23 protein-coding genes are annotated in these 22,474 nt (G+C 70.3%); 18 read left to right on the top strand and 5 right to left on the bottom strand.

All coding sequences use genetic code 11. The annotated features are described in order from the left end of the window. Window positions 1-310 precede the first annotated feature (310 nt). Genes ACFP1K_RS29800 through ACFP1K_RS29785 form a run of 4 tightly spaced genes read left to right on the top strand, consistent with a single transcriptional unit; the run spans window position 311 to window position 5,097 of the window. Window positions 311-3,610, top strand: a complete 3,300-nt coding sequence (locus ACFP1K_RS29800) for a sensor histidine kinase (RefSeq protein ID WP_380759472.1) — start codon at window positions 311-313, stop codon at window positions 3,608-3,610. After that, window positions 3,607-4,029: a roadblock/LC7 domain-containing protein gene (locus ACFP1K_RS29795; protein ID WP_449329163.1), complete on the top strand. Its 423-nt coding sequence runs from the start codon at window positions 3,607-3,609 to the stop codon at window positions 4,027-4,029. Before ACFP1K_RS29800 ends, ACFP1K_RS29795 begins: the two co-directional genes overlap by 4 nt. Window positions 4,030-4,052: 23 nt before the next feature. Next, window positions 4,053-4,520 (top strand): DUF742 domain-containing protein, encoded by a 468-nt coding sequence (locus ACFP1K_RS29790; RefSeq protein ID WP_380759470.1) that lies wholly within the window; start codon window positions 4,053-4,055, stop codon window positions 4,518-4,520. Continuing rightward, entirely contained in the window at window positions 4,501-5,097 is a 597-nt protein-coding gene (locus tag ACFP1K_RS29785) for a GTP-binding protein (RefSeq protein WP_347628651.1), read from the top strand. Before ACFP1K_RS29790 ends, ACFP1K_RS29785 begins: the two co-directional genes overlap by 20 nt. Before the next feature lie 94 nt (window positions 5,098-5,191). Here the strand turns inward: ACFP1K_RS29785 and ACFP1K_RS29780 are convergent, their stop codons facing one another. The 5 genes from ACFP1K_RS29780 to ACFP1K_RS29760 form a co-directional block, all read right to left on the bottom strand. Then, complete coding sequence (locus ACFP1K_RS29780; protein ID WP_380759468.1) at window positions 5,192-6,196, bottom strand: methyltransferase; 1,005 nt, start codon at window positions 6,194-6,196, stop codon at window positions 5,192-5,194. Between the two features lie 100 nt (window positions 6,197-6,296). Continuing rightward, window positions 6,297-7,067, bottom strand: a complete 771-nt coding sequence (locus ACFP1K_RS29775; RefSeq protein WP_380759466.1) for an ABC transporter ATP-binding protein — start codon at window positions 7,065-7,067, stop codon at window positions 6,297-6,299. Window positions 7,068-7,119: 52 nt separating this feature from the next. After that, a complete protein-coding gene (locus tag ACFP1K_RS29770; protein ID WP_380759463.1) occupies window positions 7,120-7,977 on the bottom strand; it encodes an ABC transporter permease in 858 nt (285 codons plus the stop codon). Further along, entirely contained in the window at window positions 7,974-8,747 is a 774-nt protein-coding gene (locus tag ACFP1K_RS29765; protein WP_380759461.1) for an ABC transporter permease, read from the bottom strand. Before ACFP1K_RS29765 ends, ACFP1K_RS29770 begins: the two co-directional genes overlap by 4 nt. Then, window positions 8,744-9,739, bottom strand: coding sequence for an ABC transporter substrate-binding protein (locus ACFP1K_RS29760; RefSeq protein WP_380759459.1), 996 nt, complete (start codon window positions 9,737-9,739; stop codon window positions 8,744-8,746). The genes ACFP1K_RS29765 and ACFP1K_RS29760 overlap by 4 nt, the downstream gene beginning before the upstream one ends. 545 nt (window positions 9,740-10,284) lie before the next feature. On the opposite strand from ACFP1K_RS29760, the gene ACFP1K_RS29755 reads away from it, so the two are divergent. The 14 genes from ACFP1K_RS29755 (at window position 10,285) to ACFP1K_RS29690 (ending at window position 22,099) form a co-directional block, all read left to right on the top strand. Further along, window positions 10,285-13,188, top strand: a complete 2,904-nt coding sequence (locus ACFP1K_RS29755; protein ID WP_380759457.1) for a sensor histidine kinase — start codon at window positions 10,285-10,287, stop codon at window positions 13,186-13,188. After that, window positions 13,185-13,607 carry a roadblock/LC7 domain-containing protein gene (locus ACFP1K_RS29750; protein WP_380759455.1) on the top strand — a complete coding sequence of 141 codons (423 nt, stop codon included), beginning with the start codon at window positions 13,185-13,187 and terminating at the stop codon, window positions 13,605-13,607. Before ACFP1K_RS29755 ends, ACFP1K_RS29750 begins: the two co-directional genes overlap by 4 nt. A 5-nt stretch (window positions 13,608-13,612) precedes the next feature. Next, on the top strand, window positions 13,613-13,999 hold the full coding sequence (locus ACFP1K_RS29745) for a DUF742 domain-containing protein (protein WP_380759538.1): 387 nt from the start codon (window positions 13,613-13,615) through the stop codon (window positions 13,997-13,999). 10 nt (window positions 14,000-14,009) lie between these two features. After that, window positions 14,010-14,570 (top strand): GTP-binding protein, encoded by a 561-nt coding sequence (locus ACFP1K_RS29740; protein WP_380759453.1) that lies wholly within the window; start codon window positions 14,010-14,012, stop codon window positions 14,568-14,570. 114 nt (window positions 14,571-14,684) lie between these two features. Beyond that, window positions 14,685-16,241, top strand: coding sequence for a signal recognition particle protein (gene ffh / locus ACFP1K_RS29735; RefSeq protein WP_380759451.1), 1,557 nt, complete (start codon window positions 14,685-14,687; stop codon window positions 16,239-16,241). Between the two features lie 193 nt (window positions 16,242-16,434). Next, entirely contained in the window at window positions 16,435-16,902 is a 468-nt protein-coding gene (gene rpsP, locus ACFP1K_RS29730) for a 30S ribosomal protein S16 (RefSeq protein WP_380759449.1), read from the top strand. Window position 16,903: 1 nt separating this feature from the next. Further along, window positions 16,904-17,146, top strand: coding sequence for an RNA-binding protein (locus ACFP1K_RS29725; protein ID WP_380759447.1), 243 nt, complete (start codon window positions 16,904-16,906; stop codon window positions 17,144-17,146). Between the two features lie 105 nt (window positions 17,147-17,251). After that, complete coding sequence (rimM, locus tag ACFP1K_RS29720) at window positions 17,252-17,767, top strand: ribosome maturation factor RimM (protein ID WP_380759444.1); 516 nt, start codon at window positions 17,252-17,254, stop codon at window positions 17,765-17,767. 14 nt (window positions 17,768-17,781) lie between these two features. After that, window positions 17,782-18,567: a tRNA (guanosine(37)-N1)-methyltransferase TrmD gene (trmD, locus tag ACFP1K_RS29715; RefSeq protein WP_380759441.1), complete on the top strand. Its 786-nt coding sequence runs from the start codon at window positions 17,782-17,784 to the stop codon at window positions 18,565-18,567. Between the two features lie 165 nt (window positions 18,568-18,732). Continuing rightward, on the top strand, window positions 18,733-19,098 hold the full coding sequence (rplS, locus tag ACFP1K_RS29710; protein ID WP_380759439.1) for a 50S ribosomal protein L19: 366 nt from the start codon (window positions 18,733-18,735) through the stop codon (window positions 19,096-19,098). Window positions 19,099-19,286: 188 nt separating this feature from the next. Then, window positions 19,287-20,120, top strand: coding sequence for a signal peptidase I (gene lepB / locus ACFP1K_RS29705; RefSeq protein ID WP_380759437.1), 834 nt, complete (start codon window positions 19,287-19,289; stop codon window positions 20,118-20,120). Next, complete coding sequence (gene lepB / locus ACFP1K_RS29700) at window positions 20,117-20,806, top strand: signal peptidase I (protein ID WP_380759435.1); 690 nt, start codon at window positions 20,117-20,119, stop codon at window positions 20,804-20,806. The genes lepB (ACFP1K_RS29705) and lepB (ACFP1K_RS29700) overlap by 4 nt, the downstream gene beginning before the upstream one ends. Before the next feature lie 234 nt (window positions 20,807-21,040). Continuing rightward, window positions 21,041-21,736 carry a ribonuclease HII gene (locus ACFP1K_RS29695; protein ID WP_380759433.1) on the top strand — a complete coding sequence of 232 codons (696 nt, stop codon included), beginning with the start codon at window positions 21,041-21,043 and terminating at the stop codon, window positions 21,734-21,736. Between the two features lie 39 nt (window positions 21,737-21,775). After that, window positions 21,776-22,099, top strand: coding sequence for a DUF2469 domain-containing protein (locus tag ACFP1K_RS29690; protein WP_030511723.1), 324 nt, complete (start codon window positions 21,776-21,778; stop codon window positions 22,097-22,099). Window positions 22,100-22,474 lie beyond the last annotated feature (375 nt).

The raw sequence follows: 22,474 nt of genomic DNA, 5'->3' as shown, positions 1-22,474 counted from the left end.
GTCAGGAACACGCGTGGGCCCGGCCCCCTGACGCTCTCCACTCCGCATAGTTACGGAAGAGAGAAGGGGGATTTATCCGCTTAGATGGGTGTTTGGTGACATTTGTCAATCAATGTGCGGTTGGCCGATCTGGGACAGGTGTGCTGCAATTACCCTCGCCTGATGGATGTCTCGGACGTCTCATGCGCCCCGCGCGTGACGTACCCCCCTACACGCCAGGCTCGGTGAGAGGTTGCGTAATCCAGTGAGCACACAGGACCCTCGGGGCAACCCAGGTCGTAGTGGCCGCGTGGAGCGGTCCGCGCCCGCCATGCCACGAACGCAGAAGGGTGGAGGCGGCAGCTGGCTCCGGCTGCGCAACTGGCGTGTGCGATCACGCCTCATCGCCCTGATCATCATCCCGACCATCGTGGGGGTGATCCTCGGCGCCGTGCAGCTCACCACCGCCGTGGCGACCTCCGCCGAGTACGGCCGCCTCACCGAGGTGTCCGCCCTGGTCGAGAAGATCGACGTCCTCATCCACGAGGTGGACAAGGAGCGCGACCTCACCGCGTGGTACATCGCCGAGGGACGCCGCCAGGCTCGCTTCAAGAAGGTCCGGGAGCAGCAGGACGCGGTCGACCAGGCCAGGGAACCGGTCCTGACCATGGTCTCCGACATGGACTCCTCCCACACCGCGCGTGTCCGCGCCGAGGCCGACGAGATCCGCCGCTGGCTGGAGGGCCTCCCCGGTCTGCGTGAACGTATCGCCGAACCCTCCGTGCCCCCCCGAGCCGCGCTCGGCATGTACTCCGCGCTGATCGGCGTGCTCCAGTCGATGCAGGGCGAGCTCGGCACCTCCGGCGCCGACCAGCGCCTCCTCGGCGACAGCATCGCCCTCAACGCGCTGAGCCAGGCCAAGGAGGAAGTGGCCCGCCAGCGAGGCCTCATGACGGTCGGCCTGACCTCCCTCGGCACCACCGGCGGCGGCTTCGACTACGACGACTTCGTCGACTTCCCCGGCTCCTGGAGCCGGCAGGAGAGCCAGATCGCGACGTTCCTCGCCGAGGCGGCGCCCGCCGACGTGAAGTTCTACAACGAGACCGTCCGCGGGCAGCAGGTCGACAAGGCCGACTGGATGCGCGCCCTGGCGCTGGCCCAGCTGCGGCAGTACAAGGAGATCCAGGACCTCGACCCCCTGCGCCGCGACGACACGTCCCTGTGGTACGCCTCCACCTCCGCGGTGGTCGACCGCATGCGGCAGGTCGAGGAGCGGCTGGTCGGCTCGGTCGTCCAGCAGAGCCAGGCGCTGCGCGACGAGGCCCAGCGGCAGGCCCTGATCTCCGGTGCGCTCATCCTGGTGCTCCTGCTCCTGGTCCTCGTGATCACCGCCGTGGTGGCCAGCTCGCTGACCCGCCCCCTGCGCCGCCTGCGCGCCGAGGCGCTGGAGATCGCGGGCGTCCGGCTCCCCGAGACCGTCCAGCGCCTGCGGGAGAGCAGCGACAGCACCCCCTCGGCCGAGGTCATTCCGATCGGCGTGTCCTCCAGGGACGAGATGGGTGAAGTCGCGCGGGCCTTCGACGAGGTCCACCGCGAGGCGATCCGCCTGGCGGGTGACGAGGCCCGTCTGCGAAGCAACGTCAACGCGATGTTCGTCAACCTCTCCCGCCGCAGCCAGACCCTCGTGGAACGGCAGCTCAGCCTGATCGACGGCCTGGAGCAGGGCGAGCAGGACGAGAACCGTCTGTCCAACCTGTTCAAGCTGGACCACCTGGCGACCCGCATGCGCCGCAACAGCGAGAACCTCCTGGTCCTCGCCGGGCAGGAGCCCGCGCGCCGGTGGAGCCAGCCGGTGCCCCTGGTCGACATCGTCCGCGCCTCGCTGTCGGAGGTCGAGAGCTACGAGCGGGTGGACGTGCGCGTCCAGTCCGGCACCTCCGTCATCGGCCAGGCCGTGAACGACGTCGTCCACCTGGTGGCCGAGCTGGTGGAGAACGCCATCTCCTTCTCGCCCCGCGAGACCAAGGTCCTCGTGTCCAGCAACCGCATCGACGGCGGCGGCGTGATGATCTCGGTGAGCGACAGCGGCATCGGGATGACGGCCGACGAGCTGGCCGAGGCCAACTGGCGGCTCGCCAACCCGCCGGTGGTGGACGTGTCGGTGTCCCGCCGCATGGGCCTGTTCGTGGTCGGCCGCCTCGCGCTGCGCCACAGCATCCGGGTGCAGCTGCGCCAGCAGGACGCCGGCGGCCTGAACGCCATGGTGCTCCTGCCGGACGCCCTGCTGTCGGTGACCGGCGCCCCGCAGTTCGCGGGCATGCCGGTCGAGGCCACCGGCCCGATGACCGGCGGCCAGTACGGCGCCCCGCAGGCGCCGTCGTTCGGCGGCGGCACGTCGTTCGGCGGCGGTCCCGGCGGCGGCTTCGAGCCGGCCGGGACGCGCGGCTCGCGGCCCCCGGTGTTCGGCGCCGACGACCCCGCCGCGGCCACCCCGCCCGGCGGCCAGGGCTCGTTCCAGCGCGGCCCGTTCGAGCGCGACCCCTTCGAGCGGTTCGAGCGCGACCCGTTCGAGCGCCCGGCCGCGGGAGGCCGCGCGGCCTTCGAACGCCCGGCCGCCCCGCGCAACATGTTCGAGAGCCCGCCACCGGGCCCCCGTCCCGGAGACAATCCGTTCGAGCGGGAGGACCAGGACCCGTTCGACAAATACTTCAACCCCAACCCGCCGCTGGACACCCCGTGGCCCGCGGACGTCCCCGCCCCCGGCAGCGGGCCGAACACCAACTGGCCCGGCCTGGCCGACCAGGACACCGCGTCGTGGCCCGCCGTGCCCGGCGGCGTCCAGGGCCCGCCCAGCGGCGGCTCGCCCTACGGCCCGCCGAGCGGTGGCGGTTACAACGGCCCGCCCAGCGGTGGTGGCTACAACGGCCCGCCCAGCGGCGGCGGTTACAACGGCCCGCCGAGCGGCGGCTCGTCCTACGGCGGCCCCCCCACCGGGGGCTCCAGGGGCGGCCCGTCCACGGGCCCGGTGGTCACCGGGCCGTCCACCGGCCCGCTGGGCCGGTCGAGCCGCTTCGGCGCCACGCCCGACCTGGACCACACCGGGCCGCTGCCCACCGTGCACAGCTCCGCGCTGGACGGTGGGGCCGAGGAGTTCCTGCCCATCTTCGCCGCGGTGGAGTCGGACTGGTTCCGCCGCAGCGACGCCGCCCCCCCGAAGCCGAGCGAGCCAGAGGTCGTCGTGCAGGAGGAGCAGCAGCCGGTCTACCCGGCGGCGCCCGCCGCCGAGCCGGCCGACGAGCGCGTGCGCGCGGGCGAGTCCAGGGCCTGGTCGTCCCCCGGGGACGCCGGCTGGCAGGCCGCCCAGGCGGCGAGCGACCCCAGCCTCGGCGGCATCACCTCCTCCGGCCTGCCCAAGCGGGTGCCGAAGGCCAACCTGGTACCCGGCTCCGCCGATCCAGGGCCCTCGGTGTTCAGCCCGCAGCCCTCGCTCTCGCCCGACCGGGTGCGCAGTCGCCTGTCGAGCTTCCAGCAGGGCGTCCGCAAGGGCCGGGCAGCGGCCAGGGGCGAATATCTCGACGAGGACTCTTCTTCATCCATGAGAAACAGTGAACGGAACAAGGAGGACTCGTGAGGGAGCTGAGCCAGGCCGCTCGCGGAGTCAACTGGTTGATCACCGACTTCGTGAACAACGTTCCTGGGGTCGCCCACACGGTGGTCGTCTCCTCCGACGGGCTGCCTCTGGCGTTCTCGGAGGGCTTTCCGAAGGATCGGGCCGATCAGTTGGCGGCGGTGGCCGCGGGGTTGATCAGTTTGACGCAGGGTGCTTCCCGGGTGTTCGAGGGAGGCGCGGTGACGCAGACCGTGGTGGAGATGCAGCGCGGGTTGTTGCTGATCATGTCGATCAGCGACGGGTCGTGTCTCGCGGTGCTGGCCGCCCCGGACTGTGACATGGGACTGGTCGCGTACCAGATGACATTGCTGGTGGAACGCGCCGGTCAGGTCCTGACCCCGCAGGTGCGTGCAGAACTCCAGGCGTCTCAACCAAGATGAGACGCCGATGAGAGGAGAAGGCTGTGGCACCCCGCGGCTGGACGGATGACGGTGACCCGCTGAGCGGGCCACCGTCCTATCCGTCGATCAACGACGCGCGCCGGTATCCCGGCGACGCGCCGGCCCAACCCGGGCCAGGCCCCGGGCCGGTGGAGCAGAGCTCGCTGGTCCGTCCCTACGCCATGACGGGGGGCCGTACGGCCCCCCGGACCGCGCTCGCCCTGGAAGCGCTGGTCTCCTCCTTGTTGTCGACGCACCAAGACCTCTCGACCCTTACCCCGGAGAAACAAGCGATCAGCACGCTGTGCCGCCAGGTACGGTCGGTCGCCGAGATCGCCGCCCTGCTTCGCGTGCCCCTCGGGGTGGCCCGTGTGGTGATCGCCGACATGGCGGCAGAGGGCCTTGTCCAGGTGCACCAGCCGCAACTGGACACGGGTAAGCCTGATCTCAACCTGCTCGAAAGGGTTCTCAGTGGACTTCGCAGGCTCTAGCCGCGCCCCGGCGCTGACGTCGACGAAGATCGTCGTCGCCGGGGGTTTCGGCGTGGGCAAGACGACCTTCGTCGGCGCCGTGTCGGAGATCGTCCCCCTCACCACCGAGGCCGTGATGACCGACGCCAGCGCGGGCATCGACGACCTCGGTCTGACTCCCAACAAGACCACGACCACCGTCGCCATGGACTTCGGCCGGGTGTCCCTGGACCGCGACCTGATCCTGTACCTGTTCGGCACGCCGGGCCAGCACCGTTTCTGGTTCATGTGGGACGACCTGGTGCGCGGCGCCATCGGCGCGGTGGTGCTGGTCGACACGCGGCGGCTCGCCGACTGCTTCCCGGCGATCGACTACTTCGAGGAGGCGCAGCTCCCGTTCGTGGTCGGCATCAACGGCTGGGACGGGCACTACGCCCACGCCGACGAGGAGGTGCGCGAGGCGCTGACCCTCGCGCCGCACATCCCGCTGGTCCGCACCGACGCGCGCTCGCGCGACTCGGTGAAGTCCACCCTGATCGCCCTGGTCGAGCACGCGCTCACCATGCGGGTGGCGGTCCCCGGCTGGGGAGGCCGCTGAGCCTCCCGGCCGGGAACCGCCACCGGCGGCCCCGCCGGTCAGGTCGTCCTCCCGCCCGCCGACGGGCCTGACGACCCCTGACGGGCCAGATGGGCTAGACGGGCCTGGCCTCGATGAGGCTCGCGTTGAACGGCAGCTCGACGACGTCCGTCATCGTGAACCCTGCCTTCTCCAGCAGCACGGTGTACTCCGACCTGCTGCGCTCGCGTCCCTGCCCGAAGATGCACAGCATGCGGATGTCGAGGTCCTTGCCGAAGTGCGGCTGGTCGTCGTCCGGCAGCACGATCTCCACCAGCAGCAGACGGCCGTCCTCCGGCATCGCCTCCCGCACGGAGCCGAGGATGTGCAGCGCGGCGGCGTCGTCCCAGTTGTGCACGACGCTCCCGAGCAGGTACGCGTCCGCCCCGGGGGGTACCGCGTCGAAGAAGTCGCCGGCCACCAGCTCGCACCGGTCGCCGAGGTCCCAGGACTCCAGCGCCTCCCGCGCGGCCGGCAGCACCTGCGCCAGTTCCAGCAGCGTGCCGCGAATCTCCGGGTTGGCGCGCAGGATCGCCGCCGTGAAGTGCCCGCGCCCGCCGCCGACGTCCACCAGCGTGCGGACCCCGGAGAAGTCGTACCGCTCCGCCACGCCCGCCGCCATGGGCACCGCGCGGTTGGTCATGAAGTCGTTGAACAGCGCGAGAAGGTCGGGGTCGCTCGCCATGTAGTCGTACAGGACGCCCTTGGTCTCCACCCAGTTGGAGCGGCCGCTGCGCACGGTGCTCGTCAGCCCGGCCAGGGCGGGCGCCATGGTGGGGTCGGTGTTGAACAGCACGCCGCTGTGCAGCGAGAACGGTGTGTCGGTGCGCAGCAGGGCACCCGTCTCGGTGAGGGCGTACCGGTCCTCGCCGACCGTCTCCACCAGGCCCACCGACGCCATCGTGCGCATCAGCCGGCCGAGCGAGGGGGCGTGCGCGTCGCACCGCGCGGCCAGCTCGGCCACGGTGAGCGGTCCGTCCGCCAGATGGTCGGCGCAGCGCAGTTCGGCCATGGTCCGCATCGCCGCGGCCCTCCAGGTGCTGCGAAGCACGTCCCAGATGGGGCTCGCCGGATCGGTCATGTCTTCCTCCAGTCGTACAGGTGGTACAAGCCGCACAGGTCGTGCGGCCAGGCGGGTCGTGCGGTCGGCACCCGCCCCACGCGGGGGCGCGGCCGTCCGCTCAGGCCCGCCGGTCCTTGGCGCGCACCAGCCGCCCGACCTCGGCGCGCAGGTGCACGAACGCCGGCAGCTCCCGGGTGGCGATCTGGTCACGGGGGAACGGCAGACGCACCGGCAGCTCCGCGGCCACCCGGGCCGGGGCGCCGGTCAGCACCACCACCCGGTCGCCGACGTAGACGCTCTCGTCGATGTCGTGGGTGATGAGCAGGACGGTCATCCTGTGGTGCGCGCGCACCTTGAGGACCAGATCCTCCAGGTCCTCACGGGTCTGCGCGTCGACCGAGCCGAACGGCTCGTCCATCAGCAGCAGGGCGGGACGGTACGCGAGGGCGCGGGCGATGGCGACGCGCTGCTGCATACCCCCGGACAGCTCCCAGGGGTACTTGTCCGTCGCGTTCGGGAGCCCCACCTCCTCCAGCGCCTCGGCGGACACCCGCCGCCGCGCCCGGCGGTCCATGCCGCGGCGGCGCAGCGGCAGGGCCACGTTGTCGCCGACCGTCATCCAGGGGAACAGCGACCTGCTGTAGTCCTGGAAGACCACGGCGAGGTCACCCGGCTTGTCGGACACCGCGGCGTCCCTGACCCGGATGTGGCCGTCGGTCGGCTGGATGAGCCCGGCGATGGATCGCAGCAGGGTGGACTTGCCGCAGCCGGACGGGCCGACCACGCAGACCAGCTCGCCCTCGGCGACCTTCAGGTCGATCCCGCCGAGGGCCTGGTGGGCGGTCGGGCCGGTTCCGTAGGTGTGGGTGAGGTTGACGACATCGAGCACGGTGTTTCCTCGGGTCGCTGGAATTGGCTCGGGCCGCCCGGCACGGTGACCCCTAGGTCGTCTGCCGGGCCCGCCTGTGCCAGGAGAGGATGTGCTTCTCGGCGAACAGGAAGAATGTGTTCAGGGCGTAGCCGAGGATGGCCAGCACGACGATCGAGCCCCACATCGCGGACATGTCGAACGTCTGCTGCGTGTACATGAGCTGGTAGCCGATGCCGTCGGAGGAGGCGACCAGCTCGGACACGACCATCAGGACGACGGCGAGCGACAGGCTGAGACGGAGCCCCGCGAAGATCTTCGGTGCGGCCGACGGAAGGACGACACGCACGAGCCGCCGGGCGCCGCGCACCCCGAACACCTGGGCGCTGTCGGTGTGACCGCGGTCGACGTACCGCGCTCCGTCGATGGTGTTGATGAGGATCGGCCAGATGACCCCGTACACGATGGTGGCCACCTGCATCTGCGTGCTCGTCTTGAACAGCACGATGAACAGCGGGATCAGTGCGGCGGGCGGCACGGCCCGGCAGAACTCGATGACGGGGTCGATGTAGTCGGCCAGTACGCGGGAGCGGCCGACCGCCACGCCGAGCGCGACGCCGACCAGGCAGGCCAGCAGCCACCCGCCGAACAGCCGCCCGAGGCTCGGGCCGAACGTGTCCAGCGCCGCGTCGGTGAGGAACAGCCGGTGCGCGGGCCCGGTCAGCCACGCCTCGTACATGCGGACCGCGATCTGCGACGGCGGGGGGAAATAGACGGACTCGGCCTGGCGGGTGCCGACCTCCCAGGCGCCGATGGCGACCGGCACGAGCCACACGCGACCGGCCAGCGCCGTCAGTGTGCCGCGCCCCCGGGGGGACGGGGACGGCGCAGGCGCCGGCACAGGGGGGCGGGTCCCGGTGGTGACGCTCACGTCTCGCCCACCGCCCCCACGGCGTGCCATCGGAACGCGCGCCGTTGCAGGCGGACGAACAGGATGTTGGCCACAAGTCCGAGCACGCCCGTCCAGAGCACGCACGCGAGGACGAGGTCGGTGCGCATGCCGGACGCCGCGCGCAGCATGTAGACGCCGATGCCGCTGACGCCGCCGGCCAGCAGCTCGGTGCTGACCGTGACGACGAACGCCACCGACGACGCGAGCCGCACACCCGTCATCACGAACGGCGCGGCGCTCGGCAGCGAGACCCGGCGCAGGACGGCGAACCGGCCGAAGCCGAAGCTGCGCAGCGTGTCCTTGGCCATCGGGTCCACGTCCTTGAGCCCGTACATGGTGTTGATCAGCAGGGGCCAGGCCGAGGCGTACACCACCGCGATGATCTTCACGACCTCGGTGGACGGGACCAGCAGGGTCACCAGGGGGATGAGGGCGATCGAGGGGATCGGCCGGAGGAACTCCACCAGCGGGCGGGAGGCCACCTCCGCCCGCCGGATGTTGCCGAGCACCAGCCCGAGCGGGACCGCCCCGAGGACGGCGATGAGCAGCCCCATGGCCCAGACCCGCAGCGTCGAGAGCAGGTCGGGGGGGAAGTCCGGGTCGGCGGGCAGCCGCACGGCCTCCACCAGGACCGTCGACATCCGCGGCAGAAGCGTCGGGTCGATCAGCCCGGAGGCGCCGGCGGCCTCCGCCGCGATCAGCAGGCCCGCGACGCCGATGGCGCCGCGGGCCACGCGTTGTCCGATCATTGAGGCAGCGGTACCAGGAGCGGGGTGACGTCCAGCTTCTCGGTGAGGTAGCCGTACTCCTGCATCAGGTCGGCGACGCGCTGGATCCGGGTGGCGCTGAGCGTGGTCGGGAACGCGCCAAGGGCGATGACCGAGGCGTCCTGCGGGCTGATCTTCGTGTAGGAGGGAAGAATCTGCTCGATCTCCTTGCGGTCGGCCGCGGCGAGCTGCTGCGCCTTGAGGACCGCGCGCTGGAAGGCGGCCACGGTCTTCGGGTTGGCCTCGGCCCACTTCTTGGTAACGGTCCAGCCGGACATCGGGAAGTCGGCCATCGCACCGCTCATCGGGTCGACGACCTTCTTGGCCCCGCTGTTCTTCTGCACACCGGTCAGGAACGGCTCGGCGATGAACGCCGCGTCCACCTTGCCGGTGGCGAGGGCGCCGGGCATGTCGGGGAACGCGTACTGCACGAACTTGACGTCCTTCAGCCGGTCCAGGCCTACCGTGCGCAGGGCGGAGCCGACCGCGAGCTCGCCGATGCTGTTCACCGCGGGAATGGCGATGGTGGCGCCCTTGAGGTCCTTGGCCGTCGTGATCTTGGAGTCCTTGGGGGCGACGATGCCGAAGGTGTCGGGCTTGGACTGGAAGGCGTCGGCGATGAGCCGGAAGTCGCCACCCTTCTTCGCCTGGATGTTGATAATCGCGAAGTAGTTTCCGAGGATCACGTCCAGGCTGCCGCCGAGGAGGTTGGGCACCGCGATCGCGCTGCTCTGGAGTTGCGTGATGTTGACCTTCAAGCCTTCGGCAGCGAAGAAGCCCTTGGCCTTGGCGATGTGGATCGCCGCGGCGTCGGGAATCGGCAGCGCACCGATCGTGATCGTGGTTTTCTCCGGCCCCTCCCCGCCACCAGAGGGGGCCGGCGCCGGGGTGGACCCGCCGCCGCACGCCGTGAGCGCCAGGCTCATCGCCGTGCCGATGCCGATGAAGAAGGTACGACCCCTAAATCGTCTCATTGAGGTGTCCTTATTTGGGAAGCGTGGGGGGTGTGTGACTACAGGTGCCTATGGGGACGCCGAGTTGGCGAGCGTGAAGCCTAGCGCGAGGCAATCCGGCTTTACACCGCCAGGCCGCCTATGTCATAAAACTCGTAAAAAAGTCCATTTTGTGGGCTATGTGAGGCTATGAGGACTTCTGGGGTCTTGGAACGAAGTAAAGGTGGATTCACGGCATATCACGCTTAGGTACCCACTGAGAGTGACGATGAACTCGCACACCTGGTCGAACGGCGGTCAGGACTGACGGAATAATGATTTGGAGCGTTCTAAAAACCCATAGTGCTTGGTCGAACTCCCGCCCATATGCTCCAATTGCCCCCTGACTAGCCATGTGTCACACCAAACACATGGATTTCCCCCCACCGCAGACCAGCCGCGAGAGGTTGCGACCAGTGAGGACAGCAACAATCGAGAGCGGTCGCCGCGACACGCCGGACGCAGCCCAGCCTTACTCCGACCCGGGCGGGCCGGCCGCTCCCCCCGGACAGCCGGCCAGAAGGTCCGTGGCCCTGCGCAACTGGCGGGTGCGAACCCGTCTCATCGCGCTCATCCTGGTGCCCACGCTGGTGGCCGTCCTGCTCGGCGGTCTCCGCGTGGCAGGTTCCATCCAGAGCGCGTCCGAGTACGAACGCATCCGGACGGTGTCCGAGTTCGTGATCAACCTGTCCGATCTGATCCACGAACTCGATCTGGAGCGCGACCTTCTGGTGCGCTTCGTCTCCAACGGCCGCCGCGGCAACCAGGCACGCCTGCTGATCCGCGACCAGCAGAACGCCGTCGACACCGCCGCGCAGATCGTGATCGACCGCAGAAGCTCGGTGGAGCCCGCGCTCAGCGGCATCGGCCGTCAGGCGTACAACCGGGTGCTCGGCCGGCTCGCCGAGCTGCGCACGCTGCGGGAGACCGTCGGCGAGTCCGAGCTCCCGCCGCTGCCCTCGATGCTGAAGTACAACCTGGTCATCGACGACATCCTCGTGCTGTTCGACGAGGCGGGCCGAGGCGGCGGCGACGAGGCGCTGAACTCACGGGCCGCGGCCCTCGCCTCGCTCGCCCGCGCCGCGGAGCAGTCGTCCCGCCAGCGCGGCCTCATGTCCATCGCGCTCACCTTCCACGCGTTCGACCAGGCGGGGCTGGAGGCGTTCACCGCGGCCCGCGCCCAGCAGGCCAGCGAGCTGAGCCAGTTCCTGTTCCGCGCCGGCGCCGCCGAACGCCAGCGCTACTCCGACACCGTCTCCGGCCCGCTGATCGACCGCGCCGCGGGCGCGGTGGACCGCGTGCTGTCGCTGTCCAGGGACCGGGCCGAGCTGCGCGGCCTCAGCGGCGGCGCGGGCAGCGACGTGGACTACTGGTTCGAGGCGGTCAGCGACGGCCTGGACCGCATGCAGGTGGTGCAGCGGGCCCTCGGCCGCAACGTCGTCGACCAGGCGGCGGAGTTCGCCAGGTCCGACCAGAGCCAGGCGGCCGTGGACATCGGCGTGCTCGCGCTGCTGCTCATCCTGGTCCTCATCGTCACCACCATCGTGGCGCGCTCCCTGGTCACCCCGCTGCGGCGGCTGCGCCGCGAGGCGCTGGAGATCGCGGGCCGCCGCCTGCCCGAGCTGGTGCAGAAGCTGCGTGAGTCCGACTCCTCCGAGGGCCCGCCCGACGTGCGGCCGATCGGTGTGATGTCCAGCGACGAGGTCGGCGAGGTCGCCCGGGCGTTCGACGAGGTCCACCGCGAGGCGATCCGCCTCGCGAGCGACGAGGCGCAGCTGCGCAGCAACGTCAGCGCCATGTTCGTCAACCTCTCCCGGCGCACCCAGACCCTGGTCGAGCGGCAGATCAGCCTGATCGACGGTCTGGAGCAGGGCGAGCAGGACGACAGCCGCCTCGGCGACCTGTTCCGCCTGGACCACCTGGCCACCCGCATGCGCCGCAACAGTGAGAACCTGCTGGTCCTCGCCGGGCAGGAGCCCGCGCGCCGGTGGAGCCAGCCGGTGCCGCTGCTGGACGTCTCCCGCGCCTCGCTGTCGGAGGTGGAGAACTACGAGCGGGTGGCGATGCACGTCCCGACCGGGGTGTCCATCATGGGCCAGGCGGTCAACGACGTCATCCACCTGCTGGCCGAGCTGGTGGAGAACGCCATCTCCTTCTCGCCGCGCGAGACCCGGGTCACGGTGTCGGCCAACCGCATCGACGGCGGCGGCGTGATGATCTCGATCACCGACGCCGGCATCGGGATGACCGACGAGGAGCTCGCCCAGACCAACTGGCGCCTGGCCAACCCGCCGATGGTGGACGTGTCGGTGTCCCGCCGGATGGGCCTGTTCGTGGTCGGCCGCCTCGCGCTGCGCAACGGGATCCGCGTGCAGCTGCGGCGGCACGACGGCGGCGGCCTCACCGCGATGGTGCTGCTGCCGGAGTCGCTGATGGGCGTGCCCACGCACATGGCCGGCGTGCCCGCCACCAGCGGGGCCCCCGCCTGGTCCGCGGCCGGGCAGCCCGGGGGCCTTTTCACCCCGGCCCCGCACACCAACCCCTTCGACTCCTCGCACGGCCCCTCGTCGTTCGGCTCGACCGGCCCCTACGGCGCGGCCAACGGCGGGACGAACGGGAGCGGCCTCGGCCCGATGGGGCCGACCACCGGCGGCGGCTTCCCCGGGTACGGCGGCCCGCCGTCCGGCCCCGGAGGGTACGGCGGCTACGGCGGTTACGGCGGACCGCAGTCCGGGGGCGGCTCGTTCAGCGGTCCCGTCACCGGCCCCGGGCAGTACGGCCCCGTCTCGACCGGCCAGTTCGGCGGCCCGGGGCAGTACGGCCCGCCGAGCGGCCCCGCGAGGTTCGGGGGTCCGGCCACGGGTCCCGGCCATTACGGCCCTCCAACAGGCCCCCCGGCCGGTCCACCGACGGGGCCCGGTGAGCTGCCGGTCCGGCTGCGGCCGCGCCGCTACGAGTCCCCCGACCAGGACGCCGCCACCGGCCCGCTTCCCGTCGTGCGCAGCTCCCCCATGGAGCAGGAAGAGGAGTATCTGCCGATCTTCGCGGCAGTGGAGTCGGCCTGGTTCCGGCGCGCGGACCCGCAGGAGCAGGACGCGCCCGTGACCGGGGGCTGGCAGGAGGCCACGGCGGACGCCGGGTGGCAGGCCGCCGCCGTCGTCCAGGAGCCGGTGCGGGACGGCACCACCTCGGCCGGCCTGCCCAAGCGGGTGCCGAAGGCCAATCTCGTCCCCGGCACGGCGGCCGCCGCCGAGCAGGGGCAGTCACCGGCGCCGGCCATGCCGCCGCTGTCCCCGGAACGGGCGCGCAACCGCCTGTCCAGCTTCCAGCAGGGCATCAGACAGGGCCGCGCGGTCGCCCGCGGTGAGCTGAGCGAGGACGAAGTGGCGTACAAATCAGAGCTGCGTCGCATGCAGGAGGAAGAGCAGTGAGGGAGCTTAGCCAGGCCGCCCGCGGGATCAACTGGTTGATCACCGACTTCGTCCGCGGCGTCCCGGGAGTGGCGCACACGGTGGTCGTCTCCTCCGATGGACTGCCTCTGGCGTACTCGGAGGGCTTTCCGAAGGATCGGGCCGATCAGTTGGCGGCGGTGGCCGCGGGGTTGATCAGTTTGACGCAGGGTGCCTCCCGGGTGTTCGAGGGAGGCGCGGTGACGCAGACCGTGGTGGAGATGCAACGCGGGTTGTTGCTGATCATGTCGATCAGCGACGGGTCGTGTCTCGCAGTGCTGGCCGCCCCGGACTCCGACATGGGGCTGGTCGCGTACCAGATGACGCTGATGGTCGAGCGTGCCGGTCAAGTGCTGACCCCGGCCGTGCGCGCCGAGCTTCAGGCGTCGTCGCCGCGGTGAGCTCCATGGGCGGCGGTCCCGGCTGGGAGGACGGATTACGGCCGTACCAGCCGGAACCCTCCTCGCCGGTGCGGCCCTTCACCGTCACCGGTGGCCGGTCGGCGCCGCGGACGCACCTGGCCATGGAGACGCTGGTTCACTCCACAATTCCGGCTTACCACGACCTCTCCGGACTGATTCCCGAGTACCAGGCGATCTGCTCCTTATGCCGCCAGGTGCGCTCGGTGGCTGAGATATCCGCGCTGCTGCGGGTGCCGCTCGGCGTGGCCCGAGTCCTGATATCGGACATGGCCGCCGAGAATCTCGTCCAGTTGCACCACCCGCAACTGGACGCCGGAAAGCCGGACCTCAACTTGCTCGAAAGGGTTCTCAGTGGACTTCGCAGGCTCTAACCGTAACGGGTTGACCTCGACGAAGATCGTCGTCGCCGGGGGCTTCGGCGTGGGCAAGACGACCTTCGTCGGCGCCGTGTCGGAGATCGTCCCCCTCACCACCGAGGCCGTGATGACCGACGCCAGCGCCGGCATCGACGACCTGGGACTCACCCCGCACAAGACCACGACCACCGTGGCCATGGACTTCGGCCGGGTGTCGCTGGAGAGCGACCTGATCCTCTACCTGTTCGGCACGCCGGGCCAGCACCGTTTCTGGTTCATGTGGGACGACCTGGTGCGCGGCGCCATCGGCGCCGTCGTGCTGGTCGACACCCGGCGGCTCGCCGACAGCTTCCCGGCCATCGACTACTTCGAGGAGGCGAAGCTGCCGTTCGTCATCGGGCTCAACGGATGGGACGGCCAGCACACCTACCAGGAGGAAGAGGTGCGCGACGCGCTCACCCTGGCGGCGCACATCCCCATCGTGCGCACCGACGCCCGGCAGCGGGAACTGGTGAAGAGCACGCTGATCTCCCTGGTCGAGCACGCGCTGACCATGCGCGTGAGCGTGCCGGGGTGGCGCGGCTGAGGCCGTGACCGACCTTTCTCACGCGTGACCGGCCCGGGAAGCGGCTAGGCTGGGAGGTCGAGTCGCACACCGCACGACCCCGGACGACCCGTAGCGCAGAGGCTGGCCAATCACGTGTTCGAGACGCTTTCCGACCGGCTGACATCGGTCTTCTCCTCCCTGAGGTCCAAGGGGAGGCTGTCCGACGCCGACATCGACGCGACCTGTCGAGAGATCCGCATCGCACTACTCGAAGCGGACGTCGCGCTGCCCGTGGTCAGGGACTTCGTGTCCCACGTCCGGGAGCGCGCCCGCGGCACCGAGGTCTCCCAGGCGCTCAACCCCGCCCAGCAGGTCGTCAAGATCGTCAATGACGAGCTGGTCACCATCCTCGGCGGCGAGACCCGGCGGCTGCGGTTCGCCAAGAACCCGCCGACCGTCATCATGCTCGCCGGTCTCCAGGGCGCCGGCAAGACCACCCTGGCGGGCAAGCTCGCCCTCTGGCTGCGCGAGCAGGGCCACGCGCCGCTGCTCGTCGCCGCCGACCTCCAGCGGCCGAACGCCGTTCAGCAGCTCCAGGTGGTCGGCGAGCGCGCCGGGGTCGCCGTGCACGCGCCCGAGCCGGGCAACGGCGTCGGGGACCCGGTCCAGGTGGCCAGGGGCTCGGTCGAGCAGGCCCGCCGCCTGCAGCACGACATCGTGATCATCGACACCGCCGGCCGCCTCGGCATCGACCAGGAGCTCATGAAGCAGGCCGCGGACATCCGCGACGCGGTCCAGCCGGACGAGGTCCTGTTCGTCGTCGACGCCATGATCGGCCAGGACGCCGTCACCACCGCGCAGGCCTTCATGGAGGGCGTCGGCTTCGACGGCGTGGTGCTCACCAAGCTCGACGGCGACGCCCGCGGCGGCGCGGCCCTGTCGGTGCGCCACATCACCGGCCGCCCCATCATGTTCGCGTCGACCGGTGAGAAGCTCGAGGACTTCGACGCCTTCCACCCCGACCGCATGGCGTCCCGCATCCTCGACATGGGTGACATCCTCACCCTGATCGAGCAGGCCCAGCGCACCTTCGACGAGCAAGAGGCCGCCCGGATGGCGGGCAAGCTCGTCTCCGGCGACGGCTTCACGCTCGACGACTTCCTCGAGCAGATGATGATGGTCCGCAAGATGGGCCCCATCAAGAACCTCCTCGGCATGATGCCGGGCATGGGCCAGATGCGCGACCAGCTCAACCAGGTCGACGAGCGCGACCTCGACCGCGTCGCCGCCATCATCCGCTCCATGACCCCGGGGGAGCGGGCCGAGCCCAAGCTCATCAACGGCTCCCGGCGAGCCCGCATCGCCCGCGGCTCCGGCGTCACCGTCACCGAGGTCGCCAACCTCGTGGTCCGCTTCTTCGAGGCGCAGAAGATGATGCGCCAGATGGCCGGCGGCATGGGCATTCCCGGCATGCCGGGTGGGCGCAAGGGCAAGGCCGCGCAAAAGAAGGCCAAAAAAGGACGTCGCGTCAGCGGCGACCCGCGCAAGGCCGCACTCGGCAAGGCCGCTCCCGCGGCTTCCGCCGGCGCCGACGACCCGCCCCGCCTGCCTCCCGGCCTCGGCGCGCTCGGCGCGGGCAAACTGCCTCCCGGCCTGGAGCTTCCTCCCGGTTTCGACCCGTCCAAGCTGAAGCTGCCCGGCCAGAAGTAGGTCCCCGCCGCCAGACGGGGCGTCGATTCGGAGCTACGCCGGATCTCTGGCAGAATGACACGTTGGAACACCGTGGCCGTGGATGCCCTCTCACCTCCGCGCGTCACGGACTGTCCCTCGGGCGGTCTTCCCGCCGTGCCCCACTCGGCGAGTCGCCCGCTCACCCTTTCAAAGCCCAGGAGAGACCACACCCGTGGCAGTCAAGATCAAGCTCAAGCGGCTCGGCATGATCCGCAACCCGCAGTACCGCATCGTGGTGGCGGACAGCCGCACCAAGCGTGACGGCCGTGCGATCGAAGAGATCGGCCTGTACCACCCCAAGGAGAACCCTTCCCTGATCCAGGTGAACTCCGAGCGGGCACAGTACTGGCTGGGCGTCGGCGCGCAGCCGACCGACCCGGTGCTCAAGCTGTTCAAGCTCACCGGTGACTGGCAGAAGTTCAAGGGCGAGCCCGCTCCGGCGCCGCTCCTGATGGCCGCGCCCAAGTCCGACCGCCACGCGGCCTACGAGGCCGCCGCCAAGGAGACGCTGTCCGCCGACTCCGGCGGCAACAACGCCACCACCCAGCGCAAGAGCAGGAAGGCCGCTCCGAAGGCCGACGACACCACCGCGACCCCGGCCGCGCCGGCCGCGGAGGAGAAGCCGGAAGTCGAGGCCTGACGTGCTTGAGGAGGCCCTCGAGCACCTGGTCAAGGGCATCGTCGAGCATCCCGACGACGTCCTGGTTCGCGGTCGCCGCATCCGCAGCGGCCGCGTCCTCGAGGTCCGGGTTCACCCGGAGGACCTCGGCAAGGTCATCGGCCGTGGCGGCCGCACCGCCAAGGCGTTGCGCACCGTCGTGAACGCCCTCGGCGACGGCAAATACGTCCGGGTCGACCTGCTCGACCTGAACGAAGCCCGGTAACGCGGCGACGACGCGAGACCCTCGCGACAGGGGACCCCCGGCAGCCGGGCGGTCCCCTGTCGTGGTTTCTCCGGCCCGCCCGAGAACTCATGGAGGAAGAGCGACGTGCAGCTCGTCGTCGGCCGCATCGGCCGTCCGCACGGCGTCCACGGTGAGGTCACCGTGGAGGTGCGCACCGACGACCCCGAGGCGCGGTTCGGCCCGGGGACGTCGCTCGCCACCGACCCGCCGCAGGCCGGGCCGCTGACCATCGAGGGCGCTCGCTGGCACAAGAGCATCCTGCTGCTGCGCTTCGCCGGGGTGGCCGGGCGCGAGGGCGCCGAGGAACTCCGCGGCGTCATGCTGGTCATCGACTCCGCCGACGTGCCGCCGACCGGCGACCCCGACGAGTTCCACGACCACCAGCTCATCGGTCTCGCCGTGGAGACCGTGCGGGGGGATCCCGTGGGCGAGGTCGTCGAGGTCCGCCACCACGGCCAGGACCTCCTGGTGATCAGGCGCGGCGCCGGCGAGGTGCTCGTGCCGTTCGTCAAGGCGCTGGTGCCCGAGGTCGACCTGGCCGGCGGGCGTCTGGTGGTCGACGCGCCGCCCGGGCTGCTCGACCCGGACGAGGCGCAGTGACGGGGGGTGGGCACATGCGCGTGGACATCGTCACGATCTTTCCCGAGTACTTCGCACCCCTGGACGTGTCGCTGATCGGCAAGGCGCGCGCCAAGGGGCTGCTCGACATCCGGGTGCACCAGCTGCGCGACTGGACCCACGACATCCACCGCACCGTGGACGACACGCCGTACGGCGGCGGCCCCGGCATGGTGATGAAACCCGAACCCTGGGGTGAGGCCCTGGACGCCGTCGTCGGCGACGCCGCCACCCCGCCCCGGCTGATCGTCCCGACGCCGAGCGGGCGGCCGTTCACCCAGGAGACCGCCCTGGAGTACGCCAAGGAGCCGTGGCTGCTGTTCGCCCCCGCTCGCTACGAGGGCATCGACTCGCGGGTCATGGCCGAGTACGGCTCCAGGCTGCGCGTCGACGAGGTCGGCATCGGCGACTACGTGCTGGCCGGGGGAGAGGCCGCGGTGCTCGTCATCGTCGAGGCCGTGGGGCGTCTGCTGCCCGGCGTGCTCGGCAACGCCCACTCGGCCTCCGACGACTCCTTCGCGCCCGGCGCGATGTCCGGCCTGCTCGAAGGCCCCGTCTACACCAAGCCGCCGGTGTGGCGCGGGCACGAGGTCCCGCCGATCCTGCTGTCCGGCAACCACGGCGCGATCGCCCGCTGGCGCAGGGACGAGGCGCTGCGCCGCACCGTCGCCAACCGGCCCGAGCTCGCCGAGCGGCTCGACCCGCGGGCGCTGGACAAGCACGATCACGAGGTGCTCCGGGACGCTTCGTTTCGCTTCACGCCCAAAGATATGGCAGACTGAATCGCTGTTGCCGACTGCCCTGCGGTCGGCGCGGCCGGACCGGGCCCGCTGGCCCCGGCCGCCGAGACGTATTCAGCCCAGTGCCCGCGTCTTCCTCGCCGCCATGCCCAGAGCGTGGCCGGGCGGACCTCCGGGTGCTCGCTTTCAAAATCGAGGAACGCCGTCATGCACACGCAGATCCAGGAGCTTGAGAAAGCCTCCCTTCGCAGTGACATCCCGACCTTCCGCCCGGGTGACACGCTTGAGGTTCACGTGCGCGTCGTCGAAGGCAACCGGTCCCGTGTCCAGGTCTTCAAGGGCTTCGTGCTGCGCCGCCAGGGCGGTGGCCTGCGTGAAACCTTCACCGTCCGCAAGGTGAGTTACGGCGTCGGCGTCGAGCGCACGTTCCCGGTGCACAGCCCGGTCATCGAGAAGATCGTGGTCGTGACCCGCGGCGATGTCCGTCGCGCCAAGCTTTACTACATGCGCGAACTCCGCGGGAAGGCCGCCCGTATCCGCGAGAAGCGCGACGCACTGCCCGCGAGCAAGTAGGCTCCGGCATGTGGCCCGCACCCAGCTGGGATGCGGGCCATTCTGCTGCACGGGCGGAACGGTTTCTTTGACCGCTATGCCGAGTCGGCGACCCGCCGGGCGGGAGACATCATTTAGGCTCGACAGCGATGACTTGCTATGACCGGGGGACGGCGGGCCGCGCCGCCCTGTCGAAGACGAGGTAGAGCGTGGTCGCGGAAGACACCAAGCCGTCAGCCAAGGGCGGCAAGGAAAAAAAAGGCTCCTTCTGGCGTGAGCTGCCCGTCCTCGTGGTGGTGGCGCTGGTCCTGGCGCTGATCATCAAGAGCTTCGTGGTGCAGGCGTTCTACATCCCATCGGAGTCGATGGAGCCGACTCTGCTGGTCAACGACCGGGTGCTGGTCAACAAACTCGTGTACCACACACGGAACATCGAGCGCGGCGACGTCGTCGTGTTCTCCGGCGTCGACTCCTGGGCCGCCGAGGTCGAGGTGCCCGAGCCGTCCAACCCTGTGGCGGGCTTCTTCCGCTGGGTCGGCACGGCCTTCGGGGTGGTGCCCGGCGAGAAGGACTACATCAAGAGGGTCATCGGCCTGCCAGGCGACGTCGTGAAGTGCTGCGACGCGCAGGGCCGCATCACCGTCAACGGCGTGCCGCTGAACGAGAAGGCCTATCTGTACCCCGACGACGAGCCGTCCCAGAAGTTCTTCGAGATCAAGGTGCCCAAGGACCGCCTGTGGGTGATGGGCGACCACCGCTCGGTGTCCCTGGACTCCCGGTCCCACCAGGGCGACCCCGGAGGCGGCGCCATCCCGATGGACAAGGTCGTCGGCCGCGCCTTCGTCATCGTCTGGCCGTTCTCCCGCGCCGCGATCATCTCCATCCCCGACACCTTCGCCCAGCCCGCCCTGCACGCCGCCGCCGCCACCGGCGACGCGGCCCCCCTGCTCCTCGGCTTCGCCGGCGCCTTCCCGTTGATGGCCCTGCGCCGCCGCCCCGCCCCCTTCAGCGTCAAGCAGAAGCTCTCTCACACCAAGAAATGACCGTCACAGACTCTTCCTCCGACGACCCCACCCCTTCGGCGGAGGCCACCTCCGGCGCCCCCGCGCCGTCGCCCGAGGCGACCGCGGGCCCGCCGGAGGCCCCTCAGGACGCCGGCTCCCCGCCCGCCCGGCCACGCCGGTCCGGCTGGCGAGAGTCGGTCCTGCTGATCGCGAGCGGCGTCATCGCCGCCCTCCTGGTCCATCTGTTCGTGCTCGACTCGTTCTGGATCCCGTCCGAGTCCATGGAACAGACCCTGCAGATCAACGACCGGGTGATCGTCAACAAACTGTCCGGCGACGTCGGCCGCGGCGAGATCGTCGTCTTCAAGGGCTGGGACGACACCCCCACCATCAAGCGCGTCATAGGCATAGCCGGGGACCACGTGAAGTGCTGCGACCCGCAGGGCCGCATCTCCGTGAACGGCACACCCCTGATCGAGGACGCCTACCTCCACCCCCAGGACTTCCCCTCCCAGAGCAAGTTCGACGTGACCGTGCCCCCCGGCCGCCTGTGGCTGATGGGCGACCACCGCGCCGCCTCCGAGGACTCCCGCGCCTACATGGACGACCCCCACAAGGGCACCATCGCCACCAGCGCCGTGGTGGGCCGGGCCTTCGCCCGCTACTGGCCCTTCTCCCGCCTGACCACCCTCCCGGTCCCAGAGGCCTTCTCCAAGATCCCCTGACCCCTCTCCTGGCGCCGTACGCGGGCGGCAGGGCGCCGTCCCGGCAGGCCGCCGCGAGGTGGACACCCGGTGAACTCCACAGGCATCGCGCCGGTACCGATAGCCGTACCCCTCGGGGCCATTCGGGCGTAGGCTTGGCCGCATGGTCGTGCTCGAATCGTCGTCCGACGGCATCGAGGCCCGGCCCGCACGCGGGCAGGTTCCCTTGCGGCGGGGTGCCGAGCCGCCCGCCTTATGAGCGTTCTCTACCGCCCGCGCCCGAGCGTCGTCCGGCGCGACTCGGGCCTCTACGGATACGAACGCGCGCTCGCCCGGCGGGGTTTCTCCCCGATCGCGGGCGTCGACGAGGCCGGCCGCGGCGCCTGCGCGGGCCCGCTGGTGATCGCCGCCGTGGTGCTCGGCCCCGTCATCGAGGGCCTGGCCGACTCCAAGCTGCTCACCCCGGCCCGCCGCGAGGTCCTGCACGACGAGATCGTCGCCCGTGCCCGGGCCGTCAGCGTCGTCGTCATCCCTTCCGACGAGATCGACCGCCGTGGCCTGCACAAATGCAACATCGCCGGTATGCGGCGGGCCGTCGCGGGTCTCGGCTGCGATCTCGGGTACGTTCTGATCGACGGGTTCCCGGTGCCGGGCCTGCCCGCCCCGTCACTGGCCGTCTGGAAGGGCGACCAGGTCTCGGCGTGCGTGGCCGCGGCGTCCATCGTCGCCAAAGTGAGCAGGGATCGCATGATGACCTCGCTGGACGAGCGGTACCCCCAGTACGGCTTCGCCGAGCACAAGGGGTACGTCACCGCCGCACACCGCCAAGCACTGGCGTCCCACGGTCCCACCCCGCATCATCGGTTCTCCTTTGTGACCGTGAACTCGGTGATGCGGTCGGGAGCGGGCATCGAGATAGGCGACAATGGTGTGGGGGCCGGTGTCGCCTGACCAGGCCGCACCGGGGCAAGCAGGAAGGGGAGGGCCGGGATGAGCGCGGAGGATCTCGAGAAATACGAGACCGAGATGGAGTTGCAGCTCTACCGGGAGTACCGCGATGTGGTCGGCCTGTTCACCTACGTCGTAGAGACCGAACGCCGCTTCTACCTCACGAACTCGGTAGACCTAGACGTCCGCACCGCCGAAAACGGCGACGTCTTCTTCGACGTCAAGATGCAAGACGCCTGGGTCTGGGACATGTACCGCCCCGCCAGATTCGTAAAAAACGTCCGAGTAGTCACCTTCAAGGACGTAAACGTAGAAGAACTAGCCAAACCCGACCTAGAAATGCCCAAGGAAGGCTTCTCCTCCTAACCCCCACCACACCCCTCCCGCCTCACCCCCCCTCCTCCAACGCGCCGCCGCACGTCACTAACCGCCCGGCACTCGCGCATGGCCGTGGCTTACCCGTCCCGGCGCCGGTACGGCGGGACGTAGTGTGGCGAATTCAGCGCCGTCCTACGGCGGACAACCCGTGGTGTGTGCGGCAGCGATGAAACGGTCCTCGCACAGGTCGCGCTCCGCGCGAAACCCGCAAGGTCCGTTCTCACGCGAGGGACACCCCCGAGCCTGCCGGGCCCACGGTGCTCCACGGTGACGTCCCGCCGAGTGGTGTAAGTGGTGACGATCAGCGATCGACGGCTAGCACAAAGTGAGCCATCGTGTGACGGTCGAGGGGAAGGGCTCAAT

It is taken from the genome of Sphaerisporangium aureirubrum (genome assembly GCF_042658925.1).
In the GTDB taxonomy this organism is placed as follows: Bacteria; Actinomycetota; Actinomycetes; order Streptosporangiales; family Streptosporangiaceae; genus Sphaerisporangium; species Sphaerisporangium aureirubrum.
Note: the sequence above shows the minus strand (reverse complement) of the source record. Positions and strands in the feature narration are given on the sequence as shown.